Source organism: Enterococcus sp. DIV2379 (assembly GCF_050542965.1).
GTDB lineage: Bacteria > Bacillota > Bacilli > Lactobacillales > Enterococcaceae > Enterococcus_D > Enterococcus_D entomosocium.
The window spans coordinates 1,671,099-1,690,141 of sequence record NZ_CP172938.1 but is presented as its reverse complement, the minus strand read 5'-3'; the positions used below and the strand labels follow the sequence as shown (position 1 = coordinate 1,690,141).

Sequence of the window (19,043 nt, the reverse complement as noted above, 5' to 3'; positions counted from 1 at the left end):
GAAACCTGCAAAATTATAATGAAATTTTTACTTTTTGATTCCGCTTACTTAGCGTGTGAAAACAAAAGCTAGCTCAGGGACTTTATGAAAGGAACGATCATAGTATTGGATTGCCCATTGTTCTGGCGTACTTTCGATAATCGCAAAGCTTTTGATTTGAATTTGCCCTCGCGGTTGGGAAATACTGCCGGGATTCAAGAAAAGCCGATTCCCAACTTTCTCACAAGCAATTTGATGCGTGTGACCAAACAGTGCGATCGAGGCATCGGCTTGTTGCGCTTGCAGCCCTAATTTCGTTACACCAAAACGGACATCTGCTAAGTGGCCATGAGTCATATAGATGGTGTCCAGCGGCGTTTTGATGATACGCTCATTGGGAAAACCACCGCCATAATCGCAATTGCCGCAAACGACTTGAAAAGTATCCCACAAAGGGTCTGTGTCAGGTAGTTCGGAGTCCCCACAGTGCAGGAATAAATCGACTTGATTTTCGAATTCATTTTTAAGATCAACAAGAATTTCACGATCTGAATGATTGTCACTGACAACTAAATATTTCATACATTTTCTCCTTCTAACCACTCCTGCCACTGTTCCTGCAGCTTTTTGATTGCTAGACCACGGTGGCTGACTCGGTTCTTTTCTTCTTGACTCATTTGGGCTGCGCTTTGCTCTGAACCATCAGGAATAAACAATGGATCGTAACCGAACCCATTTTCTCCACGGGGGATACGGCCGATTCTTCCCGGCCATTGAGCTTCAACCACCAAACTATCTTTTCCTGGCGCTGCGAAAACTAACGTACAGTGAAATTGAGCACTGCGCTTGTCATCTTCGACATCCGTCAATTCGTAAAGTAATTTTGCATTATTGGCAGCGTCACTTTTTTGCTCACCAGCAAATCGAGCAGAGTACACCCCTGGTCGCCCCCCTAATGCATCGACTTTCAGTCCTGAGTCATCAGCTAACACCGGTCTTCCCAAAATTCTGGCGATGGTTTCCGCTTTAAGGCGGGCATTTTCTTCAAAGGTGGTGCCGGTTTCTTCAACATCCGGCAAGGAAGGATAGTCTTTTAAGGTGCGGACATCGTAACCTGCTGCGCCAAATACGGCTTTAAACTCCTTGGCTTTTCCTGGATTGCCTGTAGCAATGACAATCGTTTTTTCGGGAATCTCATAAGGGGGTTCATCTGGTAAAAACAGTGCCTCTTTTTGATAGGCGATCAATTCTTCGATAGCCGTTTTTCCGTAGATCAGCATCTCATTCAACTGCTGACCATCAAAGGTCGCTTCTTCCCCAGTTCCTTGCAATTCGACAAATCGACCAGATTCCGTCATCACCAAATTCATGTCAACAGCAGCTGAAGAATCTTCTTGATAATCGAGATCAGTCACACAGGTACCATCTGGTAAGATCCCGACACTAATTGCTGCCAAATGCTCCTTGATTGGATCTTCCGTCAATGCTTTGTCACGCAACAAGGTATCGATAGCTAAACGCAACGCGACAAAAGCGCCGGTAATACTGGCTGTTCTGGTACCGCCATCCGCTTGGACGACATCACAATCGACGACGATACTACGTTCCCCTAATTTTTCTAAATCAACTACGGCTCGTAAGGAACGAGCGATCAGCCGTTGGATCTCCATCGTACGACCAGAAAGCTTGCCTTTGGCACTTTCTCGACGATTACGAGTGTTGGTCGCTCGTGGGAGCATACTGTATTCGGCTGTGACCCAGCCTTTTCCCGTATCTCGTAAAAACGGAGGGACCCGATCTTCAATCGTTGCCGAACAAATCACGGTTGTGTCACCAAAAGAGATCACAACCGATCCTTCGGGGTGTTTGTAGACGTTGGTTTGAATGTTGACTGGTCTTAACATTGTTTCTTTTCTGCCATCATGTCGCATTTAAAAGCCTCCTAAATCAGTGTGAATCGATGAGATCGTATCTAAATCAAGCCAATCATTGGCGATCTCATCAAATATTTTCGGTGAACCAGTAGTAAAGAATGCATGTTGCGGATGCGGATCGTCCTGACTCGTTGCTGCAATGGAAAAATAGTCCAACAAGGTACTGACTTCCCCCACCGTTTCTGCCCCTGAATCAATCAGCTGGATATGGGCGCCTAATTCATTTTGGATCAAAGGGCGCAATAAAGGATAATGAGTACAGCCCAGAATCACTGTATCTAACCGCTTGTTTTTCAATGGACGCAACGTTTCTGCCACGATTTTCTTGGCGACCGAGCTATGGTATTGTTTGCTTTCTACGATCGGCACAAACTTTGGGCAAGCCAAACTGACGACTGACGCATGGGGCGCTTTGCCATGAAGAGCGCGCTTGTAAGAGTCGCTTTTGATCGTTCCATTTGTTCCGATGACACCGATTCGCTGGTTTTTGCTTGCTTTGACTGCTGCTCGACTACCGGGCAGGATCACGCCAATCACCGGGATCGCTAGTTTTTCTTTGATTTCTTCAAGGGCGACCGCTGTCGCTGTATTACAAGCGATCACCAACATTTTAATGTTTTTTTCTAATAAAAAACGGGTCATTTGCCACGTATACGCGATAACTTGCTCAGCAGGTCTCGGACCATACGGGCATCTGGCTGTATCTCCCAGATAAAGAATCGATTCGTTGGGTAATTGCTTGATTGCTTCTTTGACGACCGTCAACCCACCAACACCAGAATCGATAAAACCAATTGGTCTGTTGTTTGTCATAGTTTCCATCCTTTACATGAAAAAAAGAGTTTGGTGCGTTTTTCTCTCTTATTCATTTTGGACTTTTTTTGTCTATTTTTCAAGTATTCCTTTCGTTTGCTAAAAAAGCTTTCCCAAAAAACACGAAACGGTCAAAAAGAAAAAAAGCCCCAACGATTGGCTCACAACCCACAAGTTGCACTTGCATGGGTAAAAGACCGATCGTGGGGATGATTTTGTCGATTATTCTTTTTAGTAATCGTACTGACGTTTTTCCAAAAAGCCAGAAAGCAATGATAATGCATAACAAACCAAAAAGTATAAAACAGTCATTGCCAAAAACATAGGCAAAACATAGTTTGTATTTTGACCATAAATGATTCGAGCATGATGAGTCAGCTCTGGTAAAGAAATAATCACGGCTAATGACGTATCTTTGATCAAAGAGATCAACTGACTGACGATCGCTGGCAACATCGCTTTAAATGCCTGTGGCACGACGATACTCCGCAATACTTCGACATAGCTTAGCCCTGTTGACAAACCAGCTTCCATCTGCCCTTTTGGCACAGCATTCAAACCAGCACGAAAGATTTCAGAGAGCATCGCTGATTCAAAAATCGTCAACGCCACAACCGCTGACCAAAAAATATTAAAGCGGATACCGATCTGCGGCAATGCAAAGTAAGTGAAAAAGATGATCAAGAGCAAAGGCAAGTTACGAATAACATCGATCACGACACCTAATACTTTCGAAAAGACCGGGATCGAGCTGAAGCGCAAAATGCCGGCGATCCCTCCGATAATAAAGCTAAATAAAATCGATAGGATCGACACTTCAACTGTTACCCGCAAGCCATCGATCAAGAAGCGAATGTTAATCGCTGAAAAAGCTTCAAAAAAATCCATAGTTCGTTAGCTCCTTTCTATGAGCGGACAGCCCAACGCCGTTCCAAGTAAACCATCAAATAAGACAATGGTAGGGTAATGATCAAATAGAAAAGACCAACAATGATATACGTATCGAATGTATTGAAGGTCTCACTTGCGATCAAATCCCCTTGATACATAATATCTAATCCTGCGACCATCGCCAAAATTGATGAGTTTTTAACAAGATTGATAAATTGATTGCCTAACGGCGGTACGACGATCTTAAAAGCCTGAGGCAAAATAATGTAACGCATCGCTTGGCTGTACGTAAAACCAGAAGACAAGGAAGCTTCCATCTGGCCTTTAGGAACCGTTTGAATCCCTGACCGGATCGTCTCAGCGATAAATGCCGATGTATAGATCGTTAAGCCAATCGTTCCCGCTTGAAAACCGTCAAAAGAAACCCAATACATTGGCACAACGACATAAAAGAACATCACGATGATCAATAAGGGAATATTTCTAAAAAACTCAACATACGCTTTGGCAATCCCTTTGATGAGGCGATTGTCTGACAACTGAAAAATTGCCATTAAGGTTCCGATCAAAAGACTAAAAAACAGTGCGATCAAACTCGCCATGACTGTGTATTTAAAGCCTTCAATAAACTGACCGGTATACGTTTGAAATAATTCAACCATTCAGTTTCCTCCTACTCTACTTTTCCTGATTCGTCTTCAGGGAACCACTTGTTGTATATCTCATCATAGGTTCCATCTTCACGCATTTCCCGCAAGGCTTGATTCACTGCATCAAGAAACGGCTTTTGTCCTTTATTGATGGCAATCCCATAAGGTTCTTCTGTAAAAGTTTCGCCAACTAAATGGTAATTGGGATTTTCACTCGCCATCCCTAATAAGATCGCATTATCCGTGGTCATAGCATCCCCTTGACCAGATTGTAAAGCAGTAAAGGCTTCCGCATAATTCTCAAGTTCTAAAATTTGCGCTTCTGGTGCTGCTTCACGGATGTTCACAGCTGAGGTAGAGCCTTTAACGACCAATACAGTGGTGTCTGCGGTCAAATCTTCGATCCCTTGAATAGGACTGTCTTTGGCAACTAATAAAGATTGACCTGCATCAAAGTAGACATCGGAAAAATCGACCTGTTTTTTACGTTCTTCCGTGATAGTCATCGTGGCGATGATTGCATCGATGTTGCCGTTTTTCAAAAGAGGAATCCGGGTTTTTGAGGTAACTTCAACAAAGATGGCATTGCCATCACGACCTAAAATTTTCTCAGTGATTGCACGAGCGATATCAATATCGAATCCCCGTACTTCTCTAGTCGCGATATCCATCAATCCAAAAAGACGGGTATCGTTTTTTACGCCCCAAACGATCTGATTCGTCTCTTTGCTGTTTTCTAAAATATCGATATCTGCGGCACTTTGTCCTTTACAACCTGAGAAAGTCACAAGGGCAAAGGCTAAGACTAGAAAGGAAAATATTTTCTTTCTCATAAGGGTTCCTCCTATTGCTTAATGATTTGTGACTTTACTCAAGAATTGTTTTGCACGTTCGTCTCTGGGTGCATCAAAGAATCCATCGACATCGCGCCGGTCTTCTAAGACTTGTCCTTCCGCCATAAAGACGATTCGATCTGCTACTTCACGGGCAAAGCTCATTTCATGGGTAACAACGATCATGGACATACCTTCACTGGCAATTTTCTTCATGACATCCAATACATCACCAATCATTTCTGGATCCAATGCCGACGTTGGCTCATCAAAAAGCAGCATCTCTGGTTTCATCGCAAGCCCTCTGGCAATTGCGACCCGCTGCTGTTGTCCGCCGGATAACATGGAAGGATAGGAATCTTTTTTATCTAACATCCCTACCCGATCAAGAAGTTTTTCCGCCAAATTGATGGCTTCTTGCTCATTTTGTTTTAATACTTTAATCGGTGCCAACGTAATATTTTCTAACACGGTTTTATTTGGATACAAGTTGAAATGTTGAAACACCATGCCGATGTTTTTTCTAATTTCTGTCATTTTGACATCTTTGTCAAACAAGTTCTTACCATTGACCAATAATTGACCACCTGAAATGGTTTCTAGACCATTAATCGTACGGAGCATTGTACTTTTACCAGATCCTGAAGGCCCGATAACAACAACGACCTCACCTTTTTCAAATTCAAGGTTGATGTTTTTTAATGCATGGAACTTTCCGTAATATTTCTCTACGTTCTTAAATTCGATCATTGCCATTGATTCACACTCCTAGCTTTTTTTAAAATTAAATGAGTAATTGGAAAGATTTGATTCATATTATAGCTCAATCTTTTTTCATTTGTAAAGGTTCTTTTCCAATGTTCCCCCCTTATTTCTGAAAAGACAAGTGCTATTTTACTTTGATGTGAGGTTTTTGTCCATGAAAATTTTTCTCACCCCATCAGATCACAAGGAGAACCGGTTGTTTCTTTTGCTAAAAAAAGGTAAGATAAACCATATAACAAAGGAAAAGGTGGAAAAAAAGTGAATACGATTTTAACTGGCGACCGCCCAACTGGCAAATTGCATCTTGGCCATTATGTGGGGTCTTTAAAAAAACGGGTCGAAATGCAAGCTGACCCTGAAAATCAGCTTTATATCATGGTCGCTGACATGCAGGCACTAACAGATAATGCGAAAACACCTGAGAAGGTCTCAGCGAATATTTTAGAAGTTGCTTTGGATTATTTAGCCGTTGGATTGGATCCAGCAAAAACAACGATGTTTATTCAATCGCAAATCCCTCAGCTCTCTGAATTGACGATGTATTATCTCAATCTAGTCAGTGTTGCTCGAGTACGACGCAATCCAACCGTTAAAGCCGAAATTGAACAAAAAAAATTTGGTGAAGGCGTTCCTTCTGGTTTCTTCATCTATCCTGTCTCTCAAGCAGCGGATATCACCGCTTTTAAAGCAAATTTAGTCCCAGTCGGCGAAGATCAAAAACCAATGCTGGAACAAACGCAAGAAATCGTGCATAGTTTTAATTCTACGTATAGTGAAGTATTAGTCGAACCAAAAGCGGTTTTACCGCCAAAAGGCATGGGACGTTTAGCGGGGATCGATGGGAACGGGAAAATGAGCAAATCATTGAACAACGGTATTTACTTAGCTGATCCAGCCGATGTATTACAAAAGAAAGTGATGAGCATGTACACGGACCCAAATCACATTCATGTCAACGACCCCGGACAAGTTGAAGGCAATATGGTCTTCACTTATCTTGATGTATTTGGTACCGAAAAAGAAAAAATTGCTGAATTAAAAGAACATTACACCCGTGGTGGATTAGGCGATGTCAAAATCAAACGCTATTTGATTGATGTTCTGGAAGCCGAATTTGCACCCATTCGTGAGCGCCGTGAAGCTTTTGCCAAAGATCCCGGTGAAGTGATGAACTTACTAAAACTTGGTAGTGAAAAAGCTGAACAAGTTGCCGCTCAGACGTTAGCTGAAGTCAAAAATGCAATGGGCATCAATTACTTTGCTTAAAAAACAAGCCTTTACGGCTTGTTTTTTTGTTTACAAATCGGAATGAATTCTTTCATGCAAAACATATGTACAAACTCTGTGTTAGATTTCACGAGAACACTTCCTCCCCAGACTGACACTTTGTGTATTTTGATTTGATGCTGTTTCTTGCGCAATAACCAAGAGAGCTGTCCTAAAAAATAACTTCATAAAACGCTGATTAGAAAATGTATTTTTTCAGCCTAGCTAGTGTTTAAAAAAGGTTGTACCAAAAAAACTGGATTGCCTTCTATAGAGAAATCTTTTACGGCTTTCACTCAACTCCTAACATTCTTGTGTCATCTGAGCATCTATTATAATAGTAGAAAAACGTTCCCCACCCAACTTCTTTGTATGGTGGAGAACGTTTTTCTACTTATTTGATTAGCGGATTTCTGCTTGAACGTTTTCTTCTAAGTTACGAGTAATTTTCGCTATTGCTTGATTGATCTCTTCATCCGTCAGGGTAGCTTCCGGATTGCTAAAGGTCAGACTGTACCCTAGAGATTTTTTACCTGCTTCAATGTTTTTCCCTTGATAAACATCGAATAAACGAATATCACTTAAGAAGCGACCTGCACTTTCACGAATGATTTCCATCACGGATTGGTTATCGATCGTTTCATCGAGCAAGAGTGCCATATCTCGGGTCACTGATGGGAACTTAGAAACTGGTTGATAGACCAATTGTTCTGTTTTAGCTGCTAACAACTGATCTAAGTTCAATTCAGCAACATAGGTTTCACTCACTTCGTAGGCTTTGGTGATCGATGGGTGGACTTGTCCCAAGAAGCCGATTTCTAGGTCATCTAGCAAGATCCTTGCCGTACGCCCAGGATGCATCTCTTTGATATCTGCCGTTTTTTGATAACGAATACGGTCGGTTAATGCCAACGAATCAAAAAGATTTTCTAAAATGCCTTTCAAATGGAAGAAATCAACTTTTTGAGCTTGGGTTTGCCAGTCTTTCTCATGGATATTTCCCGTCAATGCTAGCCCTAAGTGATTGACTTCTGTTGGCAGTTCGTGTTTACTGTCGCCCGTTTGATAGAAGACGCGACCAATTTCATATAAAGCAACACGATTGTTTTTACGTGCCAAATTGTACGCAACGTCGTCTAACAAACCTGAAATCAGATTCAAGCGCAAGACGGCACGCTCTTCGGTCATTGGCCAATCCAATCGAGTCACTTGGCTCGATTTATCCGTAAATTGTTGCGCCTTCTCTTCCGTTGTCAAAGCATAGCTGATGGCTTCACTGACCCCGTTGCCTTCCAAAAGAGTCCGAACTTCTCTAGTCAGACGTTGCGCTTTGGTTAAATGACCGGCAACCGTTTCTCCTTGCGGTAAAGTCGATGGCAAACGATCATAACCGTAAATACGCGCCACTTCTTCAATGATATCTGCTTCGATCGTAATATCCCAACGACGAGGTGGGACTGAAACAATATAGCTGTCTGCTTCTTGACGATGACCAAAGCCTAATGCATCAAAGATTTCTTGCACTTCTTCATCAGTGATTTCTGTGCCTAAATAGCTATTGATCCGTGCTAAAGTAATCGCAACCTCCACAGGTTCTACTGCTACTTGGGAACCTATTACTGCCTCTTTCAAGACCGTTCCGCCAGCAAGTTCCGCAATCAGTGCTGCTGCTGCATCACAAGCTTTTGCAACCGTTGCTTGGTTGATCCCTTTTTCAAAACGAGCGGATGATTCGCTTCTTAAATTGAATTTTTTCGAAGTCAAACGAATCGCTAATGGATCGAACAAGGCCGCTTCTAAAGCGACTGTGGTCGTCGTTTCCGTGATTTCAGAATCAAGACCTCCCATGACGCCTGCGAGCGCAACGGGTGTCGTTCCGTTGGTGATAACGATGTCTTCTGGGGAAAGCTGACGAGTTTCTCCATCTAAGGTAACCAGGCTTTCATTTTCTTTGCCGCGACGTACCAGTATTTCCTTGCTGTCTAGCTTTTGATAATCAAAAGCATGCAATGGTTGACCAAATAACAGTAAGATATAATTCGTCACGTCCACGACATTATTGATTGGACGAATGCCTTCATTCATCAAGCGATTTTGCAGCCATTGTGGACTTGGGGCGATCGTTACGCCATCAATGATTCGAATTTGGTAGGCGGGTGCATCCGTTACTTCAGTGACCTTCACCTGAATTTTATCGGCAGCAGCTACTTCACTTTCGGTAAGCGCAATTTCAGGAAACTTCGGTGTTTGCCGATAGATTGCACCGACTTCATAAGCAACCCCCCGCATGCTCAACGCATCCGCACGATTCGGAGTGATCGATAATTCGATAATGTGATCATCCATATCAAGATAAGGAAAAACTGGTGTTCCTACTTCTGCTTCTGCTGGTAAATAATAGATTCCTTCTGCGTATTCTTTGGGAATCACGCTATCTGCATATCCCAACTCTTGCAACGAACAAATCATGCCGTTGGAAACTTCTCCCCGCATCTTGCCCTTTTTGATTTTTACGTTGCCCGCGATTCGAGAGCCTGGTAATGCCACGATGACTTTGATGCCGCTTTTGACATTCGGCGCACCACAAACGATCTGTGAGTCTTCATCCTCGCCAATATTTACTTGGCAAATTGATAGATGATCAGAATCTGGATGTGGTCGGCAGTCGGTCACTTCTCCGACAACGATTTTTTTTAAACCCTCTTCAGGCACGTCAATACCTTCGACTTCGATCCCCGTCACTGACATTTTATCCGCCAGCTCTTTGGGTGTGATCTCAGACAGATCAAGGTATTCATTTAACCATTTGTATGATACTAACATTTATTGTTCCCCCTTGAACTGGCGAATGAAACGCACATCATTTTGATAGAATTGGCGAATGTCGTTCACGCCGTAGCGCAGCATTGCCACTCGATCAGGACCTAAACCAAAAGCAAATCCTGAATATTGGGTTGGATCGATCCCTGACATTTCTAAGACGTTAGGATGCACCATTCCAGCACCGAGGATCTCGATCCAGCCAGTTTGTTTACAAACATTACAACCGGCACCACCGCACTTGAAGCAGCTGACATCGACTTCGACCGATGGTTCTGTGAAAGGGAAATAGCTTGGTCGCAAGCGAATTTGGCGATCTTCCCCAAACATTTTTTGCATCATGACTTCTAAGGTTCCTTTTAAGTCACCCATCGTAATATTCTTATCGATTACCAAACCTTCAATTTGATGGAATTGGTGGCTATGGGTCGCATCATCTGTGTCACGACGGAAAACTTTCCCGGGTGAGATCATCCGCAGCGGCCCTTTAGAAAAATCATGAGTCTCCATTGTTCTCGCTTGCACTGGTGACGTATGGGTTCGAATCAGCACTTCCTCTGAAATATAAAAAGTATCTTGCATGTCTCTGGCTGGATGATCCTTTGGCAGATTCATCCGTTCGAAGTTGTAATGATCTTTTTCCACTTCGTAACCTTCGACTACTTGGTAGCCCATACCAACAAAGATATCTTCGATTTCTTCCATGATTTGCGTTAGCACATGGCGTGTTCCTCGGTCCATCTTTTTACCAGGCAACGTCACGTCGATGGATTCTTCAGCAAGAGCTTTTTCCAAGTTTGCTGCTTCGATAGACGTCTTGGCTTCTTCAATCGCTTCTGTCAAGATATCACGAATCTCGTTGGCATAGCTCCCCACCTTCGGCCGTTCTTCCGCAGAAAGATCTTTCATTCCCCGCAGAACTTCTGTTATGGGACCTTTTTTTCCAAGCACTTCCACTCGAATCTGATTTAAGTCATTCATGGTTGGACTTTCTTTGATTTTAAGCAATGTCGTTTCCTTCAATGCTTCTAATTTCTCTTGTAAAGACATGTATTTCCTCCTTCTATGCTGTGAATAGTGTAAGAATAAAAAGACTGGATTGACTGAATAAAGTGAGTATCATTCGTATAAAGACAAAAAAAGACATCATCCCTTAAAAAAAGGAACGACGTCTCGTGTTACCATCCTCATTCGCGAAAAAAACCGCGCACTCACTTCGGCTAACGACAGCAAAACTGCCGACTGACTGTAATCAGCAAGCTCCAGAAGTGAAATTCATTTTTCGAATACAGGACTTGCTTTCAGTCTGTGACAAGTCTCCCTTTTTCTGATTCAGCCAAATTACTAGTTTCTATCAACGCTTTTTATCTATTCATTTAAGCTTAGTTTACCTAATTTCCGGTGAGAAATCAACTGCATTCTTCCTCACGCACCCAGGTTTCTGCCCAACGCTTCACACTCATCATACTCTTTTCAAGAGCAATACCTCTTGGCGTCAAGCAGTAAAGATTGTTTTCTTTGCAGACAATTTCTTCCCGCTCTAATTCTTTCAAGCGTTCGACTAACACCCGATCACTCACTTGAGGAATCTTGTTTGCTAACTCAACAAATCTTTGTTTGCCGTCTTCAAGAAGGACATCAATGATCAAGCCGTTCCACTTTTTGCCTAAAATAGAAAAAGCTTTTTCAAATTTAGGACAAAGGGCGTAATCCGATTCTACTTTTATCATTCTCCATCACCTCTTTTACCTATTATAGCATATGACTTACGAATTGTAAGAAACTAGGATCGATCAGCTAGAATGCCACGATCATTTTAGGTTTTAACAGCACTAAATAGGTCTGTTTCACTGGTTTGTTCAATGCTTTCTCCAATGCTTGGCAGTAGAGTTTCAATTGACCATAATATCGTTCGCGCATTTTCTTTTCAATCTGAGCCTGACTGCCGAAAACATCATCTGTTTTAAAGTCATATAAAATGATTTCATCCGCCAATTCAATATAGCCGTCGATAATACCATGGATCAAAAGCGGCGCATCTGGTTCGTCAAACCCTTCAAAGATCGTATCAGCCTCTTTTAGCATCGAAAACGGCTGCTCCCGCTTCACCACATCAGAGGATCGGTTCAGCAGTTCACCTAGTTCAGTTTGATAAAACCACAAAATGCTCGATCGGTCAATTTTTTTGGCGATTTCTTCAGAAAAAAATTGCTTTTTCACGAGTTCAGCAATCAGGAGCTCCAAAGTATCTTGTGTTGGCGTCATTCCTAATGGGATCATTTGCAAAACCGTATGTGTTGCTGTCCCGATACTGCTGGCGAGAGGCTTCGTTTCTTGCAGAAATTTCGGTTTCGCCAATTCATCCTGTACGTAGCGATATTGCTGAGGATTCGTCTTCTCGGAAACCGACCGCCATTCCAACAAAGTGGTCTGTTGATCATCGGGATCGTTATAGAGTCTTTTCAATTCTGATACAGATTGATAACTAGTCGTTTGGGTCGCTTTTTGATAAGGATAGCGATATGCTAGGCGTTTCAAAAGATCATCGATATTGCTATCTGGCGCAAGCAATCGTTTAGACTCCTCGACTGGCACAAGGGTCTCTTGGACTTGTTGCGTGATCGTTTCTTGATTCCACCATGACAGACGAAAATGAGCAGGATGATCGATCGTCCGCTTGCGCTCTGACGCTTCAGAGAATACTGCTTCCATATCTGGATGGCGCATCAGGGTCCGTCCGACCCAATCCATCAAGCTCCCCCGGGCAACAAGCCGTAATGCAGGATCAAGAACCAACTCGGCTTGTGTCAGGCCAGATTGCCAAGTCTTAAAGGCATCCGCTTGATTTTTATAGGAGCCCACTAAAAAAAGCTTCTGCTCTGCTCGTGTCAATGCTACGTATAATTTTCGCATTTCTTCTGACAAGGCTTTTTTCAAACGAACTTGCTTGATGGCTTGAAACGGCAGTGTCTCAAATTTAAGGTTTTCTGCTGGATTCACATATTGGATCCCAGCCCCCAGCTGTTCTTCAAAGATATAGCGCTTTTGAAAATCTTGGTAGTTAAAGAATTTTGTTGTATCCAGTAAGAACACAACAGGGAATTCCAAGCCTTTACTTGCATGAACGGTCATCACTCGAACGGCATCTTCTACAGGAGTAGCCACAGGCTCCGCCAAATCTTTGTTTTTTTCTTGCATTTTTTCGATGAAGCGAATGAATTGGTACAAACCACGGAAACTGCTCTTTTCGTATTTTTCAGCTCTGTGGATCAATGCCACTAAATTTGCATAACGCTGCTGTCCTGCAGGAAGTCCCACAACATAATCCAAGTAAGCAGTATCTTCATAGATTTGCCATAATAAGGTTGGGATCGGTAATCTGCGTGCTTCTTCGCGCCATTGATTTAGTTTGGCTAAAAACCCATCCAACGTTTGCCACAAGGGTGACTCTTCTTTTTGAACATGATAATCCAATACTGCATCATAGTAGTCGCTGGAACGATTCGCTAAACGGATCTCAGCCAATTGATCTTCTGTTAGGCCGACGATTGGCGAACGCAAGACCGCCACAAGGGGGATATCTTGGTACGGATTGTCAATGATTTGCAGCAAAGAAACGACGGTTTGGATTTCCGTTGCCTGAAAATAGTTTTGAGCATCATTGACCGCCATCGGAATCCCAAACTGCTTAAAGACATCTAAAATGACAAGATTGTTTTTACGTGTAGGGGTCAATAAGACGATATCGTTGTAAGTGATTGGTCGATTTGTTTTGGCTTTTTTGTCATAGATCATGAATTTTGATTCAATCAACTCTCGAATCTTCAATGCAGTAATCTGCATTTCACCCTCTGTTTTGTCATCGATCAATTGTTCTTCGGATTCATGCTCTTTTTCATATAACAAGAGCTCTGTGGCAAAGGCGTCGCTTTCTGGAAAATGAGGAAAACCGGTAATCAAGGCTGCCGCCTCATCATAAGGGATTTGTCCAACCCGTTCATCCATCAGCTGTTGAAAAACTAGATTCGTAAAATCCAATACGTCGGAGCGAGAACGGAAATTTTCTGCTAAGACGATTCTCCGCCCACCATTCTCCGTTTCAAATGCCAAGTATTTTTCGATAAATAGCGTCGGATCTGCTAGTCGAAACGAATAGATCGACTGCTTTACATCCCCCACCATAAACATATTGCCGGGGTTATGATCGACTTGTCTCACCCAATATAAAATTGCCTCTTGCAGCCGATTGACGTCTTGATATTCATCGACTAAAACTTCTTCAAAGCGATCACGATAATAGGTCGACGCTTCACTTCCACTACCGTCTCCTTGTAAAATCTGCAAGGTGAAATGTTCCAAATCATTAAAGTCTAAACGGCCTTTTGAAAGTTTCCTTTCTTGGAATGCTTTCATAAACGCTTCGGTCATAGCTGCCATTTTTTCAACGACAGGTGCGGACCGATGAAGCAGCTCCATCATTTCAGCCGGTGGGTATGGAAAGGCCGCTTTCAATTGCTCAACCAATTTTTTCGCATCATCTCGCAAAGGTTTAATTTCTTGAGAGAGTTCCTTTTGTTCTGGTTTGCGAAAAGCTGGGTAGCGAGCAAAACGCAACACTTGGATTTGCTCATAGAAGCCATCAACATCGTCTGAATCAAGCAGAGCCTTTAAGGTTTCCACCATTCCTAATTCGGTATCGATCAATAGTGCCGCTTTTTCCATCGCTTCATCAGAACGGGCATAGTCTTGCGCCGCCTGCAGCAAATGCGCCGCTGTCTTCAAGTTTTCTTGCAAAGTCGGCTTGATTTGCGATTGGTACAGGGTATTTTCAGCAAAGGTTTCTTTGCCGATATAGTGATCACTTAGATGAGCTAACCAGTTTACTGGATCCGGATTTGCTCGGGCAAAGTCATAAAGAGACAGGATCAGATCCCCGACGCCTTCATCGGAACGATCACTAGAAAAATTTTCCGTCAAACGAAAGAACGCTTCATCATTGGCTTCATATTGTTGATCTCTCAGCTGTGTCCAGATTTCTTCTTTCATCAATAAAATTTCGGTTTCATCAGTCATCATGCGGAAATTTGGATCTAAATCGATCAAATAATAAAAACGCCGAATCACAGTTAAACAAAACGCATGCAAGGTAGAAATGTTAGCTGTCGGCAATAGCTGCAGCTGACGGACGAAGTGCTGGCGCTTTTGCTCGTCACTTTCTTGATTGATGGCCTGCTGCAATGCCGCTTGAATCCGTTCTTTCATTTCTCGAGCAGCTGCTTCGGTAAAGGTCACGATCAGTAAAGAATCGATCGTCGTTCCTGCTTTTAGCTTTTCAATCACTCGCCGAACCAAAACGGTGGTTTTACCTGAACCCGCTGAAGCGGAAACGAGGATATTATCCCCTTTATCAAAAATGGCTTGCCATTGGGTATCCGTAAAGGTTTCATTTTGCGGTTTTAAAGGGATCTTACTCATCTTCTTCCTCCCTTAAGCGATGGATAATCTCATCTTTAGATAAGTTTTCTAAACGGTGGTACTCATTTTCTTTCAATAATACATCAAAGTCACAGATGCTGCGAAACGGACAAAACTCACACGCCCTTTTTTTGTCTTTTAATTTATAAGACGGGTTTAAGGCGATTTCACCGCTCAACAGCTTCTCACCACTTTGTTGCATATTTTTCCGATTGTGTTTTCTTAATAGTTCAAGCTCTTCTTCTGTATAAAACTTGTTTTTCGCCTGTGTTGTTTTTTGATAATTGCCGTTTTTGTCTTTCCGAACAGGAAATACCGGCGAATTTTTGCTGGCTTCAACTTCCTCATCGAGTAACGGGAAAACAGCCGGTTCGTCAATAAACAACCCGTCATACTTGAAACGTTTTAAACGTTCTTCTTCACTGGCTTCTTGTCCGTCCAAAAGCGGATTATGCACATGCAGATAATATGCCCCCGCTGGTCGAACCTTTGGCGAACCAACCAGTTGGACAGCATCCGTCAATGCGACGTCGAGATACGTGATCAACTGCATCGCAAGTCCGTAGTAGGCTTCAGAAAGGTCAAAATCTCGGCTGCTAGATTTATAGTCAACAACGGAAAGCCATTGTTCTTCTTCCGTTTTCGCCGTATCGACACGATCAATCTTCCCCCGCACATGTAGTTTCCCGCCAGAACTTAATGGTAATTCGATCCCGTTAATCCCATTTGAGCCAGCGATCTGGCCGAACAGCACCTCCGTCTTTTCAGGACTAAAATGCATTTTTTGTCCTTGTTTCGCTAATGCCCACGCTACTCGCTGAATCGTCTTGCCTAATTGATACCGAATAAAATTCATCCGAGCAGAACTCGTCAGTAAGCGATAACGGCTTTCGCCAAAAATTTCCTGCAAAACGACTTCCACAAATTGCACGCGTTGGTCAGCAGTTAACTGGGTCAAGGAAATATTTTCAGCAATTAGGACTTTGACAAAGCGGTCCAACGCATCATGGAAAAACTCACCGGTCATTGCTGGATTTAAGCCATAAACTTCCCGTTCTTTTAACCGTAATCCGTAGCTGACGAAATACTTGTATTCACACTGATAGAACGTCTCCATCTGAGAAATGGAGCTGTAGATCGACGGGCCATATAGCGCCGCAGCTTGTGCTTGAGACAAAGGAATCGGAATATTTTGATGGGTTTGGCTTTCAAATACTTGGGCAGCTAAATCTGTCCATTCCGAACGTAACAGCGCTTGTTTCAGTTGCTCCCACACTCGAGGCAAATTCTCTTTGTTTTTTTGCGCTTGCTGACTGAGATTATTGATTTGGTAGATCAGGCCACGATAACTGCCAACATAGTCTCTCGGGTCACTGACTAGCGCCAAGATCCCCCGCTCTTGCAGTGGTACATCCAAATGCTTGACCACGCGGTCTAAATAAGGCGACATCTTGATGTTTTGCTGTGTATCAAAATTAACGGCATAGGACAGTGATAAGTGCTCTGTCGCTGAAAGCAAGACAGAATAAAAGGCAAATGGTTCTTTGACACTGCCTTCCACCACTGTATCTCTAAGGTATTTTTCACCATTGAATAACTGATTGAAATGCTGACGTTCTTCATTCGTCAACAATGTTTTATTTTCCATTTTTCTTGGCAAAGCCGTTTCATTCAATCCCGGTGCAAATGTGATCTTCGCTTGTTTCGGACGTGCCAAATCAAGGCGGTTGATGTTGACTTGGTCGATCGCTGTTGGGATCTTTCCGAATGTGACATTTTCTAAGCCAATCAATAAGACATCTTCAAAGAGCGCAAAATCAAAGGGCTCATCTCCATAGATCGTGGCATACTCATCCAGCAGATCCATTAAAGCTTGCCATGCTTGTTCATGATTGCGGGCTTGATCTAATTTTCCTTGTTGGATTGCCTGGTCTCGCCAATGCCTCAGCTGTTGCTCGACACCCGCATTCAGTAAAAAGCGATACAGCAGTTCTACGGCATCTCGATTTGTTCTAGCTGCTGTCAGCCAGTCTAGAGTATCAGCAACATCTTGTTTAAAGGCCCTGCGCAACTGGTTGGTATACGCTGTCAAATCCACTTTATCCGTCTGCTCTTCTTCCGATTGTAAATACTCAATCAGTTCCCAATCTTCGTTTCTCGTCCAACTTGCTCCTTGGAAATCATGAGCCAGCGCTTTGTTCTCGGTAATATCCACCAACTTACGAAACTGGTCACGCCCAACAAGCCAATCTGCTTCGGAGCGATAGGCTGCCGGTAAGTAAAGTTCCGTTCTAAGCAACCGTAAAATATCATTTAAGCGAAAACCATACGATTGGCAAGCAAAAAAAGCATTCAAAAACTCAACCAATGGATGTTGCGCCATCATCTGCTCTTCATCGATATAAAAAGGAATCTCAAACTCAGTAAAAATTTTAGGAATATACTGATGATAGACTTCTGGTTCGGCGATCAGTAATTGGATATCACGATACCGTAATGTTGGGTACCGTTTCTTATCACTCATCCTCCCGCGGATCGACGCTGCGATTTGACGAATCTCTTCTTCGGGATTCCCAACTTTCCAGACAGCCAAGAAGTCTTTGACGGACGTCTGCTGATGATAATTGGCTTGTGATTGGGTCTGCCGCCAAAAAGTTTCTACTTCCTTGTATGCCTGCGGGATCGATCCCTCGTCTTCTTTGTCCACCTCTTGGTTGACGGAAAGTTTCTGATCTAAGTAAATGTTCACTTGATTGTCACGAGCAAAACTGATCAACTGATAATAGGTCCGTCCTGCTTCGTAAAATAAATTCAATGGCGTGGGCATCTCTTGTGGGTACCCGCGATCCAAAATAAGATCAATCACTACATGACTTCTCTTCATCAGTACTTGAATCAACTGTTGCTCTTGTGTTGAAAAAGCGGAGAAACCGCTGATAATAAATAAGGCGTGGGAAAGATCTGGCGCTTTGTTCAAAGACACAGTGGTTGGCATTGCATAATCCACCGAGGAATCATCCAGCAAGGAACCTTCCAGAAAGCGTGTCAGTAAGGTGATCGGTTGTTCGACTTGCAAGGCACGCTCTAGAAGTTCTTGTTCAAATCGTTGAAAAATTATCGCTAATTCACTGTATTTTTTTTCTTCGTCTTGGGTTGCGCTTGGTGCAGCACCACCTGCTAATAAATCTTCGATCCCCAATCGACTTGTATGCATTTCTTGATAGAAAGCCAACAATTGTTGGATAAAACCCGCTTTGTTGATCTCACCACGGTATAAGACGAGTTCTTCTTCTAGTTCCAAAAGCAGCTTACGCATGATCATGGAGGCACCATTTTCAGTGATGGCATTTTGAGAAAGCAAGCCGGTTTGCTGCAGATAAAACCAAGCCAAACGGTGAAAACTATACACTTGCGCGCGAATAGAAGCAAAATCTTCTACGCGATCCTCTTTCAGTAATTGAAGGATCTCGCGCTCTCGTTCAAATTTGTTGTAGTTAGGTACCAGAAAAAATACTTCTTGATGGTCTTTTTCTAACCAGCTTTTTGCATTTTCTATCACTGCTTGATCATGACGACAACGGCCATCGCCAAGAATAAATCGTAAACTCATGAAAGGA

13 protein-coding genes are annotated in these 19,043 nt (G+C 42.9%); 1 reads left to right on the top strand and 12 read right to left on the bottom strand.

Going from position 1 to position 19,043, the window contains the following annotated elements; all coding sequences use genetic code 11:
* Positions 1–48: 48 nt before the first annotated feature.
* The 7 genes from IGI92_RS07790 to IGI92_RS07760 all read right to left on the bottom strand — a co-directional run bounded on the left by IGI92_RS07790 (position 49) and on the right by IGI92_RS07760 (position 5,856).
* On the bottom strand, positions 49–561 hold the full coding sequence (locus IGI92_RS07790; RefSeq protein WP_005236103.1) for a metallophosphoesterase: 513 nt from the start codon (positions 559–561) through the stop codon (positions 49–51).
* Complete coding sequence (gene rph, locus IGI92_RS07785) at positions 558–1,910, bottom strand: ribonuclease PH (protein WP_061054088.1); 1,353 nt, start codon at positions 1,908–1,910, stop codon at positions 558–560. The genes IGI92_RS07790 and rph overlap by 4 nt, the downstream gene beginning before the upstream one ends.
* The gene (racE, locus tag IGI92_RS07780) at positions 1,911–2,726 is read right to left on the bottom strand and encodes a glutamate racemase (protein WP_008381904.1); all 816 of its coding nucleotides are present in this window, start codon (positions 2,724–2,726) and stop codon (positions 1,911–1,913) included. It lies immediately after the preceding gene.
* A gap of 231 nt (positions 2,727–2,957) precedes the next feature.
* Positions 2,958–3,614 (bottom strand): amino acid ABC transporter permease, encoded by a 657-nt coding sequence (locus IGI92_RS07775; protein WP_005236107.1) that lies wholly within the window; start codon positions 3,612–3,614, stop codon positions 2,958–2,960.
* Between the two features lie 17 nt (positions 3,615–3,631).
* A complete protein-coding gene (locus IGI92_RS07770; RefSeq protein WP_005226186.1) occupies positions 3,632–4,279 on the bottom strand; it encodes an amino acid ABC transporter permease in 648 nt (215 codons plus the stop codon).
* Between the two features lie 11 nt (positions 4,280–4,290).
* Positions 4,291–5,100, bottom strand: coding sequence for a transporter substrate-binding domain-containing protein (locus tag IGI92_RS07765; protein ID WP_008381907.1), 810 nt, complete (start codon positions 5,098–5,100; stop codon positions 4,291–4,293).
* 18 nt (positions 5,101–5,118) lie between these two features.
* Positions 5,119–5,856, bottom strand: coding sequence for an amino acid ABC transporter ATP-binding protein (locus tag IGI92_RS07760; RefSeq protein ID WP_008381909.1), 738 nt, complete (start codon positions 5,854–5,856; stop codon positions 5,119–5,121).
* A 267-nt stretch (positions 5,857–6,123) separates the two neighbouring features.
* Here IGI92_RS07760 and trpS point away from each other — a divergent pair, with 267 nt between their 5' ends.
* Positions 6,124–7,131 (top strand): tryptophan--tRNA ligase, encoded by a 1,008-nt coding sequence (gene trpS / locus IGI92_RS07755; protein WP_005236112.1) that lies wholly within the window; start codon positions 6,124–6,126, stop codon positions 7,129–7,131.
* A 402-nt stretch (positions 7,132–7,533) separates the two neighbouring features.
* Here trpS and pheT read toward each other — a convergent pair whose 3' ends face one another.
* The 5 genes from pheT to IGI92_RS07730 all read right to left on the bottom strand — a co-directional run bounded on the left by pheT (position 7,534) and on the right by IGI92_RS07730 (position 19,036).
* Positions 7,534–9,954, bottom strand: a complete 2,421-nt coding sequence (gene pheT / locus IGI92_RS07750; RefSeq protein ID WP_430608416.1) for a phenylalanine--tRNA ligase subunit beta — start codon at positions 9,952–9,954, stop codon at positions 7,534–7,536.
* Positions 9,955–11,001 carry a phenylalanine--tRNA ligase subunit alpha gene (gene pheS / locus IGI92_RS07745; protein ID WP_005236117.1) on the bottom strand — a complete coding sequence of 349 codons (1,047 nt, stop codon included), beginning with the start codon at positions 10,999–11,001 and terminating at the stop codon, positions 9,955–9,957. It lies immediately after the preceding gene.
* A 359-nt stretch (positions 11,002–11,360) separates the two neighbouring features.
* Positions 11,361–11,681, bottom strand: coding sequence for a winged helix-turn-helix transcriptional regulator (locus IGI92_RS07740; RefSeq protein WP_005226192.1), 321 nt, complete (start codon positions 11,679–11,681; stop codon positions 11,361–11,363).
* A 67-nt stretch (positions 11,682–11,748) separates the two neighbouring features.
* Complete coding sequence (addA, locus tag IGI92_RS07735) at positions 11,749–15,426, bottom strand: helicase-exonuclease AddAB subunit AddA (protein ID WP_430608415.1); 3,678 nt, start codon at positions 15,424–15,426, stop codon at positions 11,749–11,751.
* The gene (locus IGI92_RS07730) at positions 15,419–19,036 is read right to left on the bottom strand and encodes a PD-(D/E)XK nuclease family protein (protein WP_430608413.1); all 3,618 of its coding nucleotides are present in this window, start codon (positions 19,034–19,036) and stop codon (positions 15,419–15,421) included. Before IGI92_RS07730 ends, addA begins: the two co-directional genes overlap by 8 nt.
* Positions 19,037–19,043 lie beyond the last annotated feature (7 nt).